The organism is Nostoc sp. DedSLP03, from assembly GCF_034530815.1.
In the GTDB taxonomy this organism is placed as follows: domain Bacteria; phylum Cyanobacteriota; class Cyanobacteriia; order Cyanobacteriales; family Nostocaceae; genus Nostoc.
On the sequence record NZ_JAVRCK010000004.1, the window covers coordinates 1 to 20,243 of the forward strand.

Sequence of the window (20,243 nt, forward strand, 5' to 3'; positions counted from 1 at the left end):
TGCTGATTTTATCACCCAGTCAGTTTAAAAGATGTTGGTAATGACAAGCTTTTTAGGGAGGGGCTGGTCGATGTGAGTGCGTAAATCCTAAAAGTGACCATCAACGGGCATTGAATACGCTGCGGTATATTCACGCCAATCCGAAAGCGGCGGGAATGCAAGAAGGCTTTTTCTATGATTTTAGTAATTATGGAATCTATGACCGACTGGGGGATGATGGTTTAACAACTTGGCATCCGGCTTTTTTGACGTTGGGTAAAACTTTGAATGAATGTGCTGCTAAATATCGGTTTTTTTGTAAGAAGTACAAACCAAAAGCAAAAACAGAAAAACGGTATTTTTGGGGTAATCAATTTTTGCCTAAAGTAATTAAAGGCAAAAGTAAAAAAACATCACCAGGACAGATGCGATTGCCTTGGGATAGTTGGGAAACAAGTAATCCAGAAATTGTTGATGTGGCTGAAAAATTTATTTTTGCTAATTGTTACAATCCGCAAGTTGCAGGGATGATTTTTCGAGATCACAGTCAATGATTTGAGATGAAGATAGGAGTAGTGTCTCTATTTATCAGTAAAAATGTCTTTTTTAGAGGAATTTGCTACTTACTGGTAATCTCAGCGACTCTAAATTACCTCTTTTCAATTCCTTTTGTGTTATTTGTTTTTTTCTTTGGGTTGTGCATTACAATTCTCTGAAAGCCCTATCTGCTACAATTTACAAGTCTCTGCAAGAAGAGAGAAAACAACTCAAATGAACTCAACGACGATGCCCCGTAGGACTCCACCCCCCTCGCATAAGGCACAAAAACCCCCCTCTCCTAATTGTAGTAAGGGAGTTCTCCCCTCCTAGATATAGATACCCCTCCCTGATCCTTCAGCTTCATGGGTAATTCCTCATATTTAATCAACTTTCCATCCTGTCCTTTCCATCCCACACTTTTTGTAAAATCATTATACCCTTTCTCGTTCCTATTTTTCCATCCTCCCTTCTCCCAGTCAAAATCGAGAGAATTTCCACTAGCCAAATATATTTTTTTCTGGACACTATAACCAAAATACCCCTTAGAGTTATTAACCCAAAGTGTATCTAGTTGTTTTAAATCCTTACAATTAAAGTTTTTGACATCAATTAAATCTAAATAGAGTTGTTCTTCCTTTCCTGCTGAATAGACAATAAACTCCCAATTTTTTGAATCTGCTTCCCTCCATCTTTCTTGCTTCATAAAATAGTCTAATTCATTTAATAAATGTTCCTTTAAATATTGATCATAATCTGAATTTGAGCCGTCTAATTCTTTAAGTTTACGATAAAGCAAAGTCACAATATCAGCATTGCTATTGTAAAGAATATTTAGGTCTAAAGTAAATAGATCAAGATTAGATTTAAACTGAGATTCTAGACTGTTGATATTTTTAAATGCTTTTTTGTAATCTGCTAAAGCCCTAACTTTATCTGAGCGTTCTTCTACTTTACCTTTAACATAGTTAATATAAACTAAAGTTGCTAAATTATTTGAATTATTCTCAACTTCATTTTCTACTTTTGATAATTCAGGTAGGATTTTTTTAAAATTTATTTCAGCTTTTTTTAAATCATTTTTTTTATTTACCTCGTTTATTGAATCAACTAGATATTGATATCCTAAAACCAGAGAACTATCTAATAAAGCCTCTTTTAACTTGGGATTATTAATTTTACCCTGCAAAACCAAACCTGTAATATTTAAAAACTGATTGGCTTGGTTTGTTTCCCCTTTTTGTTGAAGTTGAGAAGCCACCGTTGATAGTTCTCTAATTTTAGCAATTGATTGGTTGAGTTCCTTTGTATTTCTGTTAGCGGTTTCAAGCCCAATAAATGCACCTATTCCTATCAAACATGTAAGCCCTAAAGTAACAAACAAAACCACTATTCCAAAACGTATTCTTTTCCTAGCAATTACCAATTGCTTTTCTGCTTTCTGTTTAGCATTACCTTCAATTTGTCTAGCTCTTTCTGCTGCTTCCTTTTCTTTCCTTTCTCTTTCTAATTCTGCCTGGATTTCTGTTTCTGCTAGTTCCTCTTTTCGCTGTAGTGTGCGACTAGCGGCTAAAAATTCTCCATCTTGAAAACTTAAACTTTTACCTTTTGCCCAATTTTCCGCTTCTACTAAAGCTTGACCCCGCAATAAACGAGACTCATCCTCTTTTTTTGATAATATCCACTGACGATAATTCTCTGCATAAGGGCGCAAACTGCCTAAAGTTTTCTCAATCCATAAATTATTAAAAATAGTTTGATAAATCAGATTATAAACCTTTAATGTACTCTCTTTTTTAACAACGATTCCCGCTAACTGTAAATCACTCTGCTCAATACTATTATCAATATCAATTCCGCCTGAGTACCATACTTGCTGATATAAATCTAATAAATATGCGGCTTTCTGTTCATCTCTTTTTAAAATTCTATCCCGAATCGTTCTAAAGTGTTCCGGTTCATCTTGAGATTCCCAATTCTGAATCACTCTATTTCTGACTAAATTCTCTACAAAATGAGCTTCTTCACCTGGGAGAATTACAGTTGCAGATTTACGGACAAATTCACAGATTTTCTGAGTTAAAAAGGGCTGTCCCCCAGTCCAGTCTAAAATCGCTTTTAGTACGGCTTCGGGGTTGCTAGTTTGTCCAGATAATCCGTTAATTAAAGGTAAAGCTTCTGCAAATTCAAATCCGGTTAATTCAATTCCTTTGCCAATATTAAAAGGAGTACGCTTTTTATCTTGAATTAACTCAGAAGGAGTAGCTACTCCCAAAAGCACAAAATTAATGCGCTGATATTCAGGATTATCAACTCTTTGATTAAAGAATGCTCGAATTAAAGCAAAAAAATCATCAACTGGAAATTTTAAACTGAGAACACTATCAATTTCATCTATAAAAATAACAATTTGTGTGGAAACTAATTTGAGTAATTTGTCAATAAACTTACCAAAAATCTGCACATCAGAAAATCGGGAATTTTCTTCCCATAACTCATCTATATCAAACTGCTCACCTAAGTTTAAACTTTCAGAACCAGCAATAGTATCAATAATCCCAGAATACCATTGTTCAGACTTTAGCCCTGATGTTCCAATTGCGGTTAAATCAATAGATACACAAGCAATTCCTTCATTTTGTAACCTTTGCATTGTGCGGACACGCAGACTGGATTTTCCCATTTGTCGAGAGTTGAGGACAAAACAAAACTCTCCAGCTTTCACAGCCTGATACAAATCTGCATCAGCTTTGCGTGTGACGTAGGTAGGTGCATTAGCAGGAAGACTACCACCAAATTGATATTGATAATCTTGGGGAACTGGCAAATTCATAGTCATATTCTACATTGCTAATACCCAGGTGATATGTCAATTAAGACACAATATACTACTTGAAGGCTGAAGTTTCTTTCATAAGTGTATGAAAATTTTGATTGACCAATTAAGAGAAGTAAGCTAAAACCCAATCTACAATATCAGGCGATCGCGTAGCCCAGAGTAGGTATCGCACTTTTGATTTCAATGTCTGAGCCGTCCTCTCTTATTAAGGCTACCGTGTACACACAAGTCTGAAATAGCTGATTAACTAGGATTTTACCCCACCCTAACCCTCCCCTTGGAAAGGGGAGGAAACTAGATTTCTTTTTTCCCCCAATGCATCGGGGGGATTAAGGGGGGTAATCCAACTTGTGTGTACACCGTAGCTTACCAAGGCAGGACTACACGGGGGTTAAAACGATCTTAAATTCTCACGAATGATTTAGGACTGCTATATAAGCAACAGATACCTCGAAGTCATGTTGAAGTACTCCAAAGTCGTTTTGAGGTACTTAAAAGTCGTTTTGAGGTACTTAAAAGTCGTTTTGAGGTACTCCAAAGTCGTGTTGAGGTACTCCAAAGTCGTGTTGAGGTACTCCCAAGTCGTGTTGAGGTACTCCCAAGTCGTTTTGAGGTACTTCAAACTTTGTCGCACCGGGATCAAGTACACAGGTACGTAGGCGTAGCCTGCACTTGACTTTTAAAACAGTCGCTACAATATCAGGCGATCGCACTTAACAATCAAGACAGTCGCTACAATTATCCTTAAGTGAACCGTAGTGACTTATATTTAGGAATAGGCTGATTGCTAATCACTGCATAGAGAACATCTGGATCGAGGTCGGCTCCCGATCGCCATTGGATTGTCCCTAATTCGTGGTTTAATTCAACCTGAGCAAAGTATTTTTGATCTTGTAAAGGTGCAAAAACACCTGTAAATTTAATCAGCTTACTAACATCAATTATTCCTTCCACTTCGTCTTCAAAACGGATATATAGTTGATAATTTTCCCTTGGTTCTACTGCAATAATGTCTTTTAACATATTTTACTACTCCAATGGTAAGACGCTATTGAGGATTTGATTGTCTCTAGCTAGTTTCCAGTTTTCTATCAATTCATTTTGATGTAAATTTGCTCATTCTAATATAAGTTTAAAAGCTCTGGAGCTAAGTTTACCTTCTAAAATTTCTAAAGTTTCAATACTAATAATGGCTTTTTGCTGGATTATATCTTACGTGAAAATGTGGGGGCGGATGGTCATTGTAATACATAGTGACGATCATCCCGAAAAAACGACTAATTTCTGGCATACTTTATTTACTCTTCAGAATGTATTGGAAGCCAATGTGCGTCTACGTTCAAGGGATTCATGGTAAGTCAGACGATTGCCACTTTGCTACTTCTGAAAATATCAACTAGGCAATTGATTTCTTAAGGAAATATCGCCAACTCAGTTTCCGGATCAAAAAAGTGAATTTTCTCTGGAGTTAGCGATAACCATAGTTGCTCACCAGCTTTTACAAATCGGTCTGGTGGGATTCGCACTTGCAGGGATTTGGCTGTATTGGCTCTTTGAGATTCTGGTTCGGCAATCTTAACAGCAAGAAAGGAATCGTTACCGAGATTTTCTACCAAATCTACTTGTACGGGTAGATTTTTGGTGGCAGGCATACTCAAGTTCAAGTGTTCTGGGCGAATGCCTAAAATTAGAGTTTTCCTATCATATTTTTGTAAAGCTTTTCCCCAAACTTCTGGCAGGGTGAAACGCAATTGTGAATGAGTAATCAACTGCGGAGCATGAAATTCTACAGGAATAAAATTCATCGGTGGTGAACCAATGAATTCTGCTACAAAAAGATTGGCTGGGCGGTTGTAAAGTTCTAAGGGAGAAGCAACTTGTTGAATTTTACCCTCAGACATAATCGCAATGCGATCGCCCATTGTCATCGCTTCTGTTTGATCGTGGGTAACGTAAATTGTCGTTGTCCCCAATTGGCGCTGCAATTTAACAATTTGGGCGCGGGTTTCCGCCCGTAGTTTGGCATCTAAGTTAGAAAGCGGTTCATCCATTAAAAATACTTGCGGGTCACGCGCGATCGCTCTTCCCAATGCAACCCGTTGTCTTTGTCCCCCAGATAGTTGTTTGGGTAAGCGATTCAACAATGTTTCGATTTGCAACAGTTGAGCAACACTACGCACCTGTTCATCCACCGCCCGTTCTTTGTCAGAAGTGTAGCGCAATCCTTTAGGTAACTTTCTGGTCGCTCCTACAAAAAGATTTTCCGCCCACGTCCGAAAATAAGGAGACGAGGAAGTATATCCTCTGCTCCTCTGCTCCTCTGCTCCTCTGCTTTCCCTGCGGCGCAACCCAAAAGCGATGTTGTCATACACCGTCATGTGAGGATAAAGGGCGTAATTTTGAAACACCATTGCAATGTCGCGTTCCTTGGGTGGTAAGTCATTGATCAAGCGATCGCCTACCCAGATATTACCGCCAGTCATCGTTTCCAACCCAGCGATTAACCGCAGCAAGGTACTTTTACCACAACCAGAAGGGCCTACCAGCACCATAAATTCACCGTTTGCGATCGTTAGGTTAATCCGCCGCAAGACATTGACACTTTCTGCCCGTTCTTGGGCTACATCGATTTTTTCCCCAGGCGTGAGAGGAGATTGGGTTTGTGAGGTAACACTTTCCCCTTTACGCGAGGAAAAACTTTTATAAACGTTTTCTAAAATAACTTGGGACACAACTAATTATTGTGATTGGGGATTGGGGATTGGGCATGGGGCATGGGGCATGGGGCATTGGGCATTGGATTTGGACTAATGACCAATGACAGTTTAGCGCCCATCATAATACACCTTCAGGGTAAATACGAAAAGTTAAAAAAACAGCTTGCAGTATCAAAAGCAAACTATTCTAAATTTTAGGGCTATCAAGAGGTGTTGTGATGACTACCGATGTACCTAAAAATCTTTCCCCAGATCCAAGTATTAACCCTGTCCATGACATTGTAGACGTACAAACCACAGATTGTTGCATTGTGGGGGGTGGCCCAGCAGGAGCAGTATTGGGGCTGTTGTTAGCGCGTCAAGGCATTTCGGTGATGCTGCTGGAAGCACACAAAGACTTCGATCGCGACTTTCGCGGCGATACGATTCATCCATCGGTGATGGAAATTATGGAGGAATTGGGATTAAGCGATCGCTTGTTAGAACTTCCCCATACCAAAATGCGCCAAATTAGTATTCAAACTCCTCAAGATACTGTCACATTCGCAGATTTTAGCCATCTGAAAACCCATTATCCCTACATTACAATGCTTCCCCAGGTAAAATTCTTGGAGTTCATCACCCAAGAAGCACAAAAATATCCTAGTTTCCATCTGGTGATGGGTGCGAATGTGCAGGAATTAATTACCGAAAATGACGTGATTCAAGGTGTCCGCTATCGGGGAGGCGGTGGTTGGCATGAAATCCGGGCAATATTGACAGTGGGTGCAGACGGTCGCCACTCACGTTTACGCCACTTGGGAGAGTTTGAGTCCATCGAAACTTCGCCGCCAATGGATGTCCTCTGGTTTCGCCTACCGCGTCAGCCAGAAGACTCTGAAGGGGGAATGGGGCGCTTTGGTCAAGGTAAGCTAATCGCCATGCTTGACCGTGGTGATGAGTGGCAAGTTGCCGATGTCATCCCGAAGGGAGGCTATCAACAACTGCGGGCTGCGGGTTTGGAGGAATTAAAAAAATCGGTTGTCGAAGTAGTGCCAGAATTCCAGCAACGCATCGAAAATTTACATGACTGGTCACAAGTAGCTTTTCTCTCTGTCGAGTCCAGCCTTGTCAAACGCTGGTATCGTCCGGGACTGTTACTCATTGGTGATGCAGCTCATATAATGTCCCCTGTTGGTGGAGTTGGCATTAATTACGCGATTCAGGATGCTGTAGTCGCGGCGAATGTACTCAGCAAACCGCTCAAAAACCGACAAGTACAACTGAGTGACCTAGCAAAAGTACAACGTCAACGCGAATTGCCCACACGCATCATTCAAGCGTTTCAGACTTTTGTCCAAAAGCGGGTATTGGCCCCGGTTATCACCTCAAATCGTAGCTTTGTACCACCTGCATTTTTGCGCTTACCCATCTTGCGCGACCTTCCAGCCAGGTTGATCGCCTTGGGTGTTTTTCCAGTTCACGTCAAGGCTTAATTTTTGCCAAGAATTTTTTCTATTTAATGGGACTTAGTGGTACAATTATACTACTCTATGCAGAATTGAATGCTCAATTTAGTCAAGCGAGGGTGGCGAACGGTATACTCAATGCTGTTCAAAGCGATCGCTTGGCTTTTATGCTAGAAAGGACTAAAAAGAATTCAGCACCCAGGTGGTCGCCGAGCGTAGCCGAGGTGAGTCAGAAGTCAGAATTGATCGGGAGTTTAGTATGATTAATATATTCACTGATCAAGTGTTCTCCTGACTGTTGAATTCTGACTCCTGAATTCTGTTAGAAAATTTGTTCAAACATTATTAAAAAATGCAAAAGATTAAACCTATTTAGATATTAATTGGCACTACATAGAAAAACCTTCTCTTTTTGAATCAGTACTTTTTGCAGTCAGGAGTAATTTTAATGAACAGCTGCGTTTTGATGGCGGAAATTATTAACGAACCGCAACTCCGCTACACAGCCGATAATCTGGGAGTCACGGAAATGTTGGTGCAGTTTCCCAACTCCCAAAAACCCGAAGATCCGCCAGCCACCCTAAAAGTTGTCGGCTGGGGGAATTTAGCGACAGAAATTCAGCAAAATTACCACCAAGGCGATCGCGTCATCTTGGTAGGACGTTTAAGTATGAATACTGTCGATCGTCAAGAAGGTTTTAAAGAAAAACGCGCTGAATTGACAGTACAACAAATTCAATCTGTTGGAGGTAGTTTTAATACCGATCCATTACCCTCAGCAACCCCAACTTCATCATTTACTGAAACTACTCCCCGACAACCATCAGCATCTCGTCCGGTACAGAAAGACGTTCCCACTTACGAGTCACCACGTCCAGCGCCTACCCCAGCGACAAATCCTGTTGGCGTTGCTCCCCAAGCGAAAACTTACGAACCCGTACCCCAACCCACAAATTATGAGCGAACCACTTATCCAGCAGTGAAAGAGGAAGAACCAGATCCAGATGATATTCCGTTCTAAAAGTTGGTAGTTGAGCGTGTATTCAATTTGCTAAGTATGATTAGCAAAAAGGATTGCGATTAGACAATTTCTACAAGTAGCCATCCTTCAGGATGTGCTATTTTTTTTGTTTGCGTTGAAGCTTTGCATTTTGTTGTGAGACATTTACCTACTCTTACTCAACAATTCTCCATACATATCTGGGTTGTTGTGGGCACTACTCACCTTAGAGATGCATTGTTATTGATTATTAATTAAGAGATTTGCTTTCTATAAAGTTGATCTGCTCTACATTTTTTAGCAACCGTGGCATTTTGAACTGTGCTTCTGAAGTACCTTGAGAAATCATTTGGTTTTTAAACATTTTGAAACTGTCTCTTTCAACAAGTTTAATTTCAGGTGCGCCAATAATATTCGCTTTCCTTGTATTCAGATAAAGCACATTTAAATCATAAATAATCTGTTCAAATTTATCTTGAAATGATGTTAAATCAGGAAGAATTGTAAAGATTTTTGAAACCTCTAGGTAAATAATGTAACTCAACGGAAATGATGAAACATCAATGCTTGTGGTATAGTCTATTATTTTGCAGTCGTCTCCCCAAATTTTGCAAGCTTCAGTAATAGCAGCAAAAATTTCGTTTTCAGAAATTTTAACTCCGCTAATATTTAGCAGCGAACCTTGGCGATACAAAAATTCAATCATGGGACTTTGGTTATAGTAGCCCACACATTTAACGATATCCCCCATCCTGTACCTGTAAAGTCCAGCTACTGTCGTCACAACTAATTCGTAACTTTCACCTACCTCTAGAGAAGTCAAGTCAACTGTAGTGGGTTTTTCTGCATCAATTTGGGAAATAGGTATAAACTCAAAAAATGCCGAATGAGGAGTAATTACGTAAGCTGGAGAATCTTTTTGTGGCTCTAGGTTACACCCGATCCAAGCTTCAGAAGCACCATAACCATGTGAGTAAATTGGTATTTCACCTGCATAAAATTTCAAACTTTCTTTATATAGTTGCAGCGACCCAGTTATAATACATTGTATGTTAGACAACTGCGGCCATATTCTGGGTATAATACCCTCAAATCCTTTTTCAAATTCAGTTCGGAGTGTGTTACTTTTTTCTGGATTAGGTTTGAGCCTATTTTGTAGCTCATTTCTTGTAGCTGTATCCAGTTCCAAGTTGGAATTAATTTGACCGTGGTAAATATCATTTATTATTTGTGACCACTCTCGTTCTAATATTTGTAGAGCATCCAAAACATTGGAGGCAAAGTTTGCCGTAATATAAGTAAGCTTTGGCTCCAAGAGAGCAAAAAGCATATGGCAATAATAAGCGCTCCTATAATCGGGAATCAAGAATATGCTAATGGGGCTAGAAAAATTGAGACTGACTATTTTTTGAAATAATTTGGATTGTCTAATTCCTCCGCTAGTTCCTGAACCTCTAGGAATACCGCTAGGTGTAGATTTAAGTGGTTGTGCACTAGCCAAAGCCAAACCAAGACTGTTTTTTGCGTATGCTTTACCATTGAGATAGTAAGAGCGTGCGATCGCGTTTATAGCCTGAAAAGATTTTTGTGAAGTTGATAGTAAGCGTTTTGTTCTGGGTATAAGTTTAGATTTGCCCGTTGTCCCCGACGTTTCTTGAAAAAGAATAATTGGCTCTGCTACCAGTTGAGAGAAATTTCCACTCTTAGCAATATCTTCGATAATTTCGCGGTAATTTTCATAAGTGGTCAGAGGATGTATCCTTTGGAATTCTGCAACCGAACCTATAGCCGCCAAATTATACTTCTTACTGTATTCCGTATCCTTTTGAAGTTTGAGAATATTTCTAAGAAGCTTTTGTTGGACAGAGACAGCATTAACAGTGTCTTTTTGCAAACTTTTCAGGCTTCTTTTCGCTGCTACTTGCAACAAATAAAGGAGAAAAATCTCTGAAATTTTATTGAATATTTCTTGTGCTTGTTCTCGAATTTTTAAGTTCATACGCAGCAATGGTTCTATAAAATACCTTATCCCAATCTGGAAGTCTTGTATCGCCTCAAAAGAATTAAATCTGGGCTTCAATCATTGTTTGCGACCGAAGTCAAGGATGAGTAGCCTGTAGGCGATGTCTTACGACAAGCTGCTTTGCATCTACTCCCAAAGCAGGGAGTTAATTAAGAGATATTACCGCTATCTGTTCAGTGTAGACGCTTTTGAGGCATTGTTTAGTACAGCACTTGATAATCCAAAATCCTTTTTAGCGGTAGCAATCGAGACAACAGAATTGTTTCAAATTACAACAGCAGATTTGGCAGCACAAATAGCTGTAAAGAAAGCTAATGCAACTCAATCAGCCGAAAATTATCTTGATGGATGAGGCAACTAGTTCTCAAAACATTGAAAATTGTAGTTGAAGTCTAAGCAGTGAAAAACCGCCAAGAAGTGTAAAAACCAAATTTATTGACACATACATCAAAACTATTGTTAAAATCCAAATAATTTTAAGTTAGAATTCCTACCCAACTCCTATGAGAGAAACTGTCCTAGAGGTTCACAATCTCCAAGTTGAATTTCCCGGTGATGGCAACACTGTCAGAGCTTTGGATGGTATTTCCTTTGCGCTGCATCGAGGTGAAACTCTAGGAATAGTAGGAGAATCGGGAAGTGGTAAATCGGTGACAGCCTTAGCTGTGATGGGTTTGTTGCAAACTCCTGGCATAGTGAGTGGCGGTGAAATCTGGTTTCGTCCTCAAGAGAATGGCAACCCCATCGATTTGGTAACATTGCCTCCTGAGCAAATGCAGTTACACCGGGGTGGCGACATCGCCATGATTTTTCAAGAACCGATGAGTTCGCTTAATCCGGTTTATAACATCGGGTTTCAGCTAACAGAAGCGATTATGCGGCATCAAAATGTGTCAGCAGCCCAAGCACGACAAATTGCGATCGCAGGTCTGCAAGAGGTTAAACTTCTACCTAGCGATGAGGATATCCAGCAGCAGTATATCGAAACTTGGCATCAAACCAACGCCAATTTATCGAAACCAGATGCACCAAAGTTGGCACAGTTGGTTAAAGAACACAAAGAAGCTATGCTGGAACGCTATCCTCATGAACTTTCTGGAGGTCAGTTGCAACGGGTGATGATTGCAATGGCAATTTCTTGCAACCCATTAATCTTAATTGCCGATGAACCAACCACAGCTTTGGATGTGACGGTGCAAGCGACTATTTTAGAGTTAATGCGAGAATTGCAGCAAAGCCGTGACATGGCAATGATTTTCATCACCCACGATTTGGGGCTAATTTCAGAAATTGCTGACCAAGTAGCGGTGATGTATAGAGGTAAAGTTGTCGAATCTGGTACTTCTCGGCAAATTTTCAGTAGTCCCAAGCATCCATATACTAAAGGTTTGATAGCTTGTCGCCCCACACTCAACCGCCGTCCCCAAAAATTACTCACTGTTTCCGACTACATGAGTGCAGAAGAGACGCCAACGGGACAAGTCGTAATTCAGCCGAAAGAACCCGCACAACCCACAGAAGTTACCAAAGAAGAGATTGCTACAAGATTGGCAAACTTGAATGAATTGGAACCCCTGCTGCAAATCCGCAACTTGAAAGTTAGTTTTCCAGTGCGTGGGGTGTTCGGTAGTATAAAAAGTTATAATATGGCAGTTAATGGCGTTTCTTTTGATGTTAAACCAGGAGAAACACTAGGTTTGGTGGGAGAATCTGGTTGCGGTAAAACGACCCTTGGCAGAACCTTGCTGCGCTTAATTGAACCGATGAGTGGTCAGATTATCTTTGAGAAACAAGATATTACTAGCCTCAAAGGAGAACGGTTGCAAAAACTGCGGCGGGAAATGCAAATAGTCTTCCAAAATCCTTTTAGTTCCCTCGATCCCCGGATGAAGGTTGGGGATGCGGTAATGGAACCTTTGTTAATTCACGCTGTTGGGAAGACAAAACAACAACGACGACAGCGAGTAGTCGAACTTTTAGAACGGGTGGGGTTGAGTGCAGATGCGATTAACCGCTATCCTCATCAGTTTTCTGGCGGTCAACGCCAACGGATTTGCATAGCTCGTTCTTTGGCGTTAAATCCTAAGTTTATCATCTGCGATGAGTCAGTTTCAGCGCTAGATGTTTCAGTACAGGCGCAAGTATTAAATCTTCTCAAAGAATTACAGTCAGACTTTCAGCTTACTTATATCTTTATTTCTCACGATTTAAGTGTAGTGAAATTTATGAGCGATCGCATTTTAGTCATGAATCGCGGTCAAATTGTTGAAGAAGGGACAGCTGAAAGCATTTACCAAGAACCTAAAGAAGAATACACGCAAAAATTAATTGCTGCGATTCCTACCGGTAGTGCTGAACGGGTGCGAAGTCGTCATCAGAAGGCTTTATAGAAACAGAATTCAGGAGTCAGGAGTCAGAATTCAGCATAAATTCTGTACAAGTGGCGCATAGCCAAGGGGTAGCGATGCAAACATCTGAATAAACGACGTTTTTGCACACCCACTCAATATGCAGATTTAATTGTCTTGATTCTGACTTCTGAATTCTGACTTCTGAATTCTGAATTCTTTTTCAACAGATATTGGTGCAAACAAAGTTAATTACATCTGCAAGTCCAGAGTGAGTTTTTAAATTAGTAAAAATAAAAGGTTTATCGCCGCGCATTTTTTTAGCATCTCGTTCCATCACACTTAAATCTGCACCAACATAAGGTGCTAGGTCAGTTTTGTTAATCACCAATAAATCAGACTTGGTAATACCGGGGCCACCCTTGCGGGGAATTTTATCACCAGCTGCAACATCGATGACGTAAATCGTTAAATCCACCAATTCTGGACTAAAAGTAGCAGCTAAATTGTCGCCACCACTTTCCAAAAACACCAAATCTAAATCGAGAAAACGTTCTTCTAATTGTTCAATTGCTGCCAAATTCATCGAAGCATCTTCGCGAATAGCAGTGTGAGGACAACCACCAGTTTCTACACCCAAAATGCGATCGCTAGCCAACGCCTGAGAACGCACTAAAAACTGAGCATCCTCTTGAGTATAAATATCATTCGTCACCACCGCAATCTGATATTGCTTGCGCAATCCCTTACACAAAGCATCAACTAAAGCCGTCTTCCCTGAACCCACTGGCCCAGCAACCCCTACTCGAAATGCATTCATTTTTATTTGTCCTTTGTCATTTGTCATTTGTCATTTTTTCTTGGTACATGCTTATCGGGACTTAGTTTTTGACCAATGCCCAATGACCAATGACCAATAACTAATGACTAATTCCTAAATAACCTTGTATACTGCGTTTCATGCTGCATACTTGCCAGCGATAAACCCCAACTACAGCAGGCGAGTTCATCGTCATCCAACGCGAGAATTTCTAATGCCGCCGCACTGAGTAGTGGTTGCAAATCTAGCAATAACTGCTGTCCTGCGGTTTGTCCAAGGGGGATCAGTTTCACGCCAGCAGTAATCAAATTACTTGCCCAACTATGCAGATATGCGAGTAATGCGGCTTGGATGCTGATTTGCCAATGGGCAACGGCAATACCAAAAGCGATCGCATAATTGCAAGGATTACCTACAGCATTGGCAATAGGCATAATCTGCGGTTCTAGTTTACCAAGTAATTGGATGAGCGATCGCCCCATCTGCCAACTAGAGGCGCGTAATTCTTCTGTTTCCCTAGCGGCAGATAACCACAGATTCCAACGGCATAGCGACTCTACATTACCTATTTTTACAGCTTGCTGCGATCGTACCATCACCGCCGCCTCTAACCGAATTGCCCCGTAGAGCAACTCTGCTTTTAACCAATCTTTGAGATGTGTGTGGTTAGCGATCGTACTATTTTCTACCAGCATTTCCAAACCTTCAGAATAACTATATGCTCCCACAGGTAAAGCGGGGCTAGCCAGCTGCAAAATATTCAAAAGATGGCTATCAGTGAGGATGATGGTGTTGTCCATAAGCTCCTAATTCTGGTTGAAATGGTAAAATTTCCTCTTTAATTTCTAACCCCAATTGTTCCAACATAGTGCGTAAAACTGAATCTGAAGACAAGCGTAAATAAGTTGGAGTAATTTCTACAGGTACATGGCGATTTCCCAAATGATACGCCGCCCGTAATAATAAAAGTGGTGTTTGGGCAAAAGCAGTTATTACTAGTTCTGGTTTGGCAGTAATTCTGATTAAACTGCTATGGGTTTCTTCTTGCAGAATATCGCCATCATGTAAGACAGTTCCTCTCGGTAAATGTAAAAACACAACCTTACCATCTTCAGTTTCAAAACGATGACGACTGCGGGTACGTTCTTCTGCTGTTAGCGCCAGAGTAAAAGTAACAGCGGCATCGTAATTAGGTGGTTTAAGTTGGGTAAATGTCAGCATACAGAGTTTCGCCTGAACTTTTGCTTTTCATTATGGTTCTAATTTAAATACAATATCTGCCTTGCCGGAAGAAAAGATAAAATTAAACAAAGGCAACGAGCTAAATGGGGACAATTATGAACCAAGCCATTGAGGGAGTACGCTGGACAATTCACGATTTAGAGGTTCTACCCGAAAATGAGTGGACGCGCTATGAAATTATTAATGGAGAACTCTTTGTGACTCGCACACCTCACCGCCGTCATCAACAAGTTTGTGTAAAAATTGCTCGACAACTCGATGTTTGGTCAGATTTGAGTGGTTTAGGGGAAACAATTGTGGCTCCAGGCGTGATTTTTTCGCAAGCAGATAGCGTTATACCGGATGTAGTTTGGGTAAGTCGAGAACGACTGGCGCAAATTGAAGATGAAGCAGGACATTTGACAGGCGCACCAGAGTTAGTAATAGAGGTTTTATCCCCAGGTAAACAAAACGAACTTCGAGACAAGGAAGCAAAACTGAAACTTTATTCAGTTCAAGGCGTGCGTGAGTATTGGATTGTCGATCGCTTCACTAAACAAGTCGAAGTTTATCGGCGAGAAAAAGCACAGTTGGTTTTAGTTGCTACTTTATTAGGCGATGATGAAATAACATCGCCACTTTTACCCGGATTTTGTTGTTCTATTCGTTTCTTTTTTCCTGAATAATAGCAAATTTAAAAAAATATTTTTGGTAACAAAAAGGTTTAATTAGCAACTTCATGCTGTGAGCTACTAATTGGTAAGGTAAACCAAAATGTTGCCCCTGCATTCAATGCACTGTTCACACCAATTTCGCCACCGTGAGCATGAATAATTTGCTTGCATAGATACAACCCTAATCCCAAACTTACAGAATTGCCGATACTTGCACCCCGAAAGTAAAGGTCAAAAAGCCGATCGCTTTGTTGTTGACTAATGCCCACACCGTTATCACTAACAGTACAATAAATCATGTCATCCTGACGGGTAGCATTGATTGTCAAAAGCAATTCAGGGGGATTATGTTTCAAAGCATTGACAATTAAGTTAGAAAAAACTCGCCATAGTTGCGTAGGATCTACATTCACTAATGGCAAATCTGCGGATACCAGATTTGTCAGCTTGGCTTGATTTTGCTCTAGCAATGGCTCTAAATCTGCGATCGCAGCTTCGATAACTGGCAGTAATTGTACGGCTTGGCGTTGTAAAACAACACCTTGCACCTCACTGATATGAGTTTCCATCAACGAATTAATTAAGTTCAGTTGGCGATCGCTACTTTGAATCATTCGCTCTAAAATTGAACGGGAAATCGTAATATTTTCCTCTGAACGGGCCAACAAATTCTTCAGTACCATTAAAGTACCTAGTACTGGGTTGCGTAAGTCGTGGGAAACTGCATGGAAAAACACTCGGAGTTCTTCTTCAGTTTGCTTGCGCTGGGTAATGTCTTCAATCAAACCTTCGTAGTAAAGCAGTTTTCCTTGTTCGTCACGGACTGTATAGGCTTTTTCGGAAATCCAGACAATACTCCCGTCTTGACGATAAATTTGGGACTCGAAATCGGAAACGCTGCCATACTTTTCCATCAGACGCACAAATTCTGCTCGGCGGTTCGGGTCAACGTACAATTGTTGAATATCAGTAAAATTTGCTGTCACGTCGTCTACTAAAGAGTAGCCATAAATCCTCGCTAAAGCAGGATTTGCCGTAATGTAATGTCCATCGGGACTGCTTTGAAAAATCCCTTCAACAGCGTTTTCAAAAATACTGCGATATTTAGCTTCGGCAACCTTGAGTTTTTGGTAGGCAGATTCTAGTTCTTGGCGGGCGAAAAATTCCGAACGTTGCAGGCGATCGTACAGATAAACACCGATGTCACATATAGTACAAAACCAGAAAATATATAAAATGAAGGTTACATTATATATTCCTGGGTGGTCGGGGATTGGTGTTTTTAGCCCAAGTACTGTATTCACACCAAAATAATAAATCAGCACACTCACTTGAGTCAGCAAGTGAAGAATCCAGCAAACAGGCATCAACACAGCTTGGCTCAAGAACAATAGCGACCAGCCGATGGTATCGGGTAGTGCGAAACCGCTGATGGTTGCAAACAACTGCGACGCTAAACTAAGTGACCAAGAAGACCCCAAAAATAATAAATCTGGACGATGACGACCTAATTTAGTTTTATGTAAAGCAAAGCAAATAATTATACTTGCAAGCATTGCAACATTAATTACCAGGCGTTGAGTTCTAAGTACTTCTGGCAGCGGCTGCAACTCTGCAAAAGGAAAAAACAAGCCGTAAAAGTCGCGCAAAGTAAAAGTCAACAGACAAATCAGCGCCAGCCATAACCATAAACGTAATCTTTGCCACAAAAAACGGTTACGCCAAACTCTGTAAAGAGTAACGATTTCATCAGTTGTTGGTGCAAAAAAGGTTTTTTTCCACCACCTTTGCACTGTTGTCAATGGAGTAGCCAATAGCATCCGAGCAACTTTGCCCATATCTTGAGGGTGTTTCCTTTACTCAACATTGCCATAAATAACACCCTCTCATTTTTTGGTGATTTATGGGCGATTTGTTGCGGATGAAGTTGCCAAAGGTAGTGTAAACCAGAAAGTTAACCCACGCTTGCGGTTATTTATAACTCCGATTTCGCCGCCATGCGCCTTAATAACTTTCCGACAAAGATACATTTTTAAGCCAATGCTTGTAGAGCAGCAATCTTGAGGATCGCGGACATGCAGATCGAAGAGGCGATCGCATTCTACTTTACTCATTCCCACACCGTCATCTTGAATCTGAGTGCGAATCATTCCCCCTTCAACGGTGGCGCTCAGGGTAAAATTTAATCCTGGCGGATTATTTTGCAAGCCATGTGCGATCAAATTGACCAAAACTTTCTGCAATCGAATCTCATCTGCCATTACTAACGGTAAGTCTGCCCGAATTAAGTTCTTCAGAGTCGCTTGATTTTGTGTCAGCATAGGTTCCAACTGAGAGGAACATTCGCCCACTAGGGTGCTAAGTTGTAGAGGTTCGAGTTTGATTTCAATACCCTGTTTTTCACAAGAATTAATTTCTAGCAATGAGTTAATCATTGTTAGTTGGCGATCGTTGCCCTGAATCATTCGCTCGATGATTGAGCGAGATATTGGAATTGAAGATTGGGCAGAAGAGGCAGGGGAGCAGGGAGCAGGGAGCAAGGGAGAAGAGTTTTCCCCTCTGCCCCCCGCACCCTGCCCCTCTGCCTCTTTTGCTCCCCTGCTCCCCTGCCCTTGATTTAATAAATTCTTTAACACCATCAAGTTACCCATCACGGAAGTTCGTAAATCGTGGGCAACTGTATGCAAAACAACATCTTTGACACGATGCAAATTTTCAACTTCTTGCATTTTCTGCTGCAACTGTGCTGTCCGTTCTTGGACTTGGTATTCTAAATTAGTGTTGAGTTCTGCTAGCTTTTGGCATATCTGACTTTGTTGAATCGCGATCGCTAGCTGTTCTGACATCTGCTGTAACAAATCAATTTCTATGGGCTGCCAATGACGCGGCCCTGAACATTGATTGGCAATTAACGCCCCAAATAATTCATTGCCTAGCATAATTGGTACAGCCAAGCTAGCCTTGGTTTGGAATTTTTGACAGTGTGCTTTTACTTTGGGAGATGCTGATATTTGCGTTACGTCTTCAACCACACGCACACGATTATCTTTTAATAAGTTTCTTAATTCTTGTAGATAAGCTTCATCATTAGTAGACCAACCTGAGACTGATGGATACTTATGATCTACTGATTCGGCAAGAGTTTTGACTCCTAAATTGGCATTATTTAAACCAATGAAAACTCGATCTGCTTGCAGAAATTGCCTGACTTCCGTCACGGTGGTTTGAAGAATTTCCTCTAATTTCAGTGAAGACCGAATTCTTACTAGGGTTTCTGCCAACAAGCGATCGCGTTGGGCACAAAAGCGTAATTGTGCTTCTACTTGTTTGCGTTCTGTAATGTCGTGATGCACTGCTAAAATGGCAGGAATACCATTCAAATCAATGACTTCAGCTGACAGCAGCGTTGTAATTATCTCGCCAGATTTTTGCCGAAAATCAATTTCTAAGTTACGAGCAACTCCCGTGCTTTGCAACTCTTGCACTAAGTTTAGGCGATCGCGATCGTTTACCCAAAGATTTAATTCAAAAGAAGTTTTACCAATTGCCTCATCTCGCCCATAACCGGAAAGATTCACAAAACTGTCGTTAACTTCGATAAAGCGTCCTTCTTGCAGCGTGCTAATAGTAATTGAATCGGGGCTGCAACTAAAAGCTTTCGCAAATTTTTGGGCAAGATTTTGTAAGGCGACTTCCCCTTGTTTGCGATCTGTGATGTCTCGGACAATTGCTAGTACCTCATCTGTACCACTAACTACCAATCGCGCCTCATAATCTTTGATTCCCAAAGATGTTGGTAGTTGATATTCACAAGTTTGCAAAATTCCCGAATCTAAAGTTTTAGCGATCGCTACTTGGCTAATGGCTGCAACATCACTCGGCAATAACTCTTGCAAATTTTTTCCAACTATTTCTTCTCTCGAAAGAGTGATATTTGCCCCCTCACTTTTCAAATCTAGATACTCGCCATCGCGGCTGATGCGAAACATCAAATCGGGGATAGCATCCAAAATTGCTTTATATCGTGCCTCACTCTCAAGCAATTTTTCTTGGGCTTGTTTTCGGTCTGTAATATCCATAACCAAACCATGCCAAAGAAAATCACCTGTTGCTTGTAATTCTGGCTGCAAAGTACCTTGAATCCATTTAAGTTTGCCACTAGGCGTAATAATCCGACTTTCCCAATGCCAAGGTGTAAGAGTAGTACGACAAACAGCAATAGATTCTGTAAAAGCTTTTATATCTTGTGGATAAATCAGTTTGCATAACATTTGAAAGTCTGGCTGTATAGCCTCTGGTTCTAATTCATACAAATATTTACAACCAGAACTAATATAAGGAATAAATACAGAACCATCCTGCCGTTGGAGAATTTGGAAAATCATTCCCGCTAAATTGGCAGCAATTGTTTCCAGCAGGGGGATCTTCTCTGGTAGAAAATCTGGTTTCTGCGATGATTTTACAATTTCATCCACTCTTAGACCCTTTGATATATAAGCAATTGGCATAATATTCAAGGTAATCATAGCCATTGTAAAAGTTTTTTAGCTGTCAGCGCGGTCACTAAGAGCAAAAAAGTGGCTCTACTTTCAGCGTAGTTCTGGATGCTGCGATCGCATTCACCCAATCGGGTGAAC

Annotated in this window: 16 protein-coding genes; 6 read left to right on the top strand and 10 right to left on the bottom strand. The window is 40.7% G+C overall.

Annotated elements, in window-relative coordinates; genetic code table 11:
- Window positions 1–110 precede the first annotated feature (110 nt).
- Complete coding sequence (locus RM368_RS02825; protein ID WP_322692643.1) at window positions 111–533, top strand: hypothetical protein; 423 nt, start codon at window positions 111–113, stop codon at window positions 531–533.
- Between the two features lie 284 nt (window positions 534–817).
- Here RM368_RS02825 and RM368_RS02830 read toward each other — a convergent pair whose 3' ends face one another.
- From RM368_RS02830 to RM368_RS02845, 4 genes are all read right to left on the bottom strand, one after another.
- On the bottom strand, window positions 818–3,349 hold the full coding sequence (locus RM368_RS02830; RefSeq protein ID WP_322692644.1) for an AAA-like domain-containing protein: 2,532 nt from the start codon (window positions 3,347–3,349) through the stop codon (window positions 818–820).
- Window positions 3,350–4,099: 750 nt separating this feature from the next.
- Window positions 4,100–4,378 carry a DUF2442 domain-containing protein gene (locus tag RM368_RS02835; RefSeq protein ID WP_292781405.1) on the bottom strand — a complete coding sequence of 93 codons (279 nt, stop codon included), beginning with the start codon at window positions 4,376–4,378 and terminating at the stop codon, window positions 4,100–4,102.
- A gap of 160 nt (window positions 4,379–4,538) precedes the next feature.
- A complete protein-coding gene (locus tag RM368_RS02840) occupies window positions 4,539–4,646 on the bottom strand; it encodes a DUF4160 domain-containing protein (RefSeq protein ID WP_322692645.1) in 108 nt (35 codons plus the stop codon).
- Between the two features lie 121 nt (window positions 4,647–4,767).
- Window positions 4,768–6,087 carry an ABC transporter ATP-binding protein gene (locus tag RM368_RS02845; protein WP_322692646.1) on the bottom strand — a complete coding sequence of 440 codons (1,320 nt, stop codon included), beginning with the start codon at window positions 6,085–6,087 and terminating at the stop codon, window positions 4,768–4,770.
- A 203-nt stretch (window positions 6,088–6,290) separates the two neighbouring features.
- Between RM368_RS02845 and RM368_RS02850 the strand changes: the two genes are divergently transcribed.
- Both RM368_RS02850 and RM368_RS02855 read left to right on the top strand, forming a co-directional pair.
- Window positions 6,291–7,547: an FAD-dependent oxidoreductase gene (locus RM368_RS02850; RefSeq protein WP_322692647.1), complete on the top strand. Its 1,257-nt coding sequence runs from the start codon at window positions 6,291–6,293 to the stop codon at window positions 7,545–7,547.
- Between the two features lie 421 nt (window positions 7,548–7,968).
- A complete protein-coding gene (locus RM368_RS02855) occupies window positions 7,969–8,541 on the top strand; it encodes a single-stranded DNA-binding protein (RefSeq protein WP_322692648.1) in 573 nt (190 codons plus the stop codon).
- Between the two features lie 229 nt (window positions 8,542–8,770).
- Here RM368_RS02855 and RM368_RS02860 read toward each other — a convergent pair whose 3' ends face one another.
- Window positions 8,771–10,519, bottom strand: a complete 1,749-nt coding sequence (locus RM368_RS02860; protein ID WP_322692649.1) for a GH3 auxin-responsive promoter family protein — start codon at window positions 10,517–10,519, stop codon at window positions 8,771–8,773.
- A 124-nt stretch (window positions 10,520–10,643) separates the two neighbouring features.
- On the opposite strand from RM368_RS02860, the gene RM368_RS02865 reads away from it, so the two are divergent.
- Together RM368_RS02865 and RM368_RS02870 are read left to right on the top strand one after the other, a co-directional pair.
- Entirely contained in the window at window positions 10,644–10,895 is a 252-nt protein-coding gene (locus RM368_RS02865; protein ID WP_322692650.1) for a hypothetical protein, read from the top strand.
- Between the two features lie 151 nt (window positions 10,896–11,046).
- Complete coding sequence (locus tag RM368_RS02870; RefSeq protein ID WP_322692651.1) at window positions 11,047–12,933, top strand: ABC transporter ATP-binding protein; 1,887 nt, start codon at window positions 11,047–11,049, stop codon at window positions 12,931–12,933.
- Window positions 12,934–13,114: 181 nt separating this feature from the next.
- Here RM368_RS02870 and ureG read toward each other — a convergent pair whose 3' ends face one another.
- The 3 genes from ureG to ureE all read right to left on the bottom strand — a co-directional run bounded on the left by ureG (window position 13,115) and on the right by ureE (window position 14,932).
- On the bottom strand, window positions 13,115–13,711 hold the full coding sequence (gene ureG, locus RM368_RS02875; protein ID WP_322692780.1) for an urease accessory protein UreG: 597 nt from the start codon (window positions 13,709–13,711) through the stop codon (window positions 13,115–13,117).
- Between the two features lie 107 nt (window positions 13,712–13,818).
- The gene (locus RM368_RS02880; RefSeq protein WP_322692652.1) at window positions 13,819–14,511 is read right to left on the bottom strand and encodes an urease accessory protein UreF; all 693 of its coding nucleotides are present in this window, start codon (window positions 14,509–14,511) and stop codon (window positions 13,819–13,821) included.
- Complete coding sequence (ureE, locus tag RM368_RS02885) at window positions 14,486–14,932, bottom strand: urease accessory protein UreE (protein ID WP_322692653.1); 447 nt, start codon at window positions 14,930–14,932, stop codon at window positions 14,486–14,488. The genes RM368_RS02880 and ureE overlap by 26 nt, the downstream gene beginning before the upstream one ends.
- 116 nt (window positions 14,933–15,048) lie before the next feature.
- Between ureE and RM368_RS02890 the strand changes: the two genes are divergently transcribed.
- Entirely contained in the window at window positions 15,049–15,618 is a 570-nt protein-coding gene (locus RM368_RS02890; RefSeq protein WP_322692654.1) for a Uma2 family endonuclease, read from the top strand.
- Window positions 15,619–15,656: 38 nt separating this feature from the next.
- Here RM368_RS02890 and RM368_RS02895 read toward each other — a convergent pair whose 3' ends face one another.
- Together RM368_RS02895 and RM368_RS02900 are read right to left on the bottom strand one after the other, a co-directional pair.
- The gene (locus tag RM368_RS02895; RefSeq protein ID WP_322692655.1) at window positions 15,657–17,444 is read right to left on the bottom strand and encodes an ATP-binding protein; all 1,788 of its coding nucleotides are present in this window, start codon (window positions 17,442–17,444) and stop codon (window positions 15,657–15,659) included.
- 63 nt (window positions 17,445–17,507) lie between these two features.
- Window positions 17,508–20,138, bottom strand: a complete 2,631-nt coding sequence (locus tag RM368_RS02900) for a PAS domain S-box protein (RefSeq protein WP_322692656.1) — start codon at window positions 20,136–20,138, stop codon at window positions 17,508–17,510.
- Window positions 20,139–20,243: the final 105 nt, after the last annotated feature.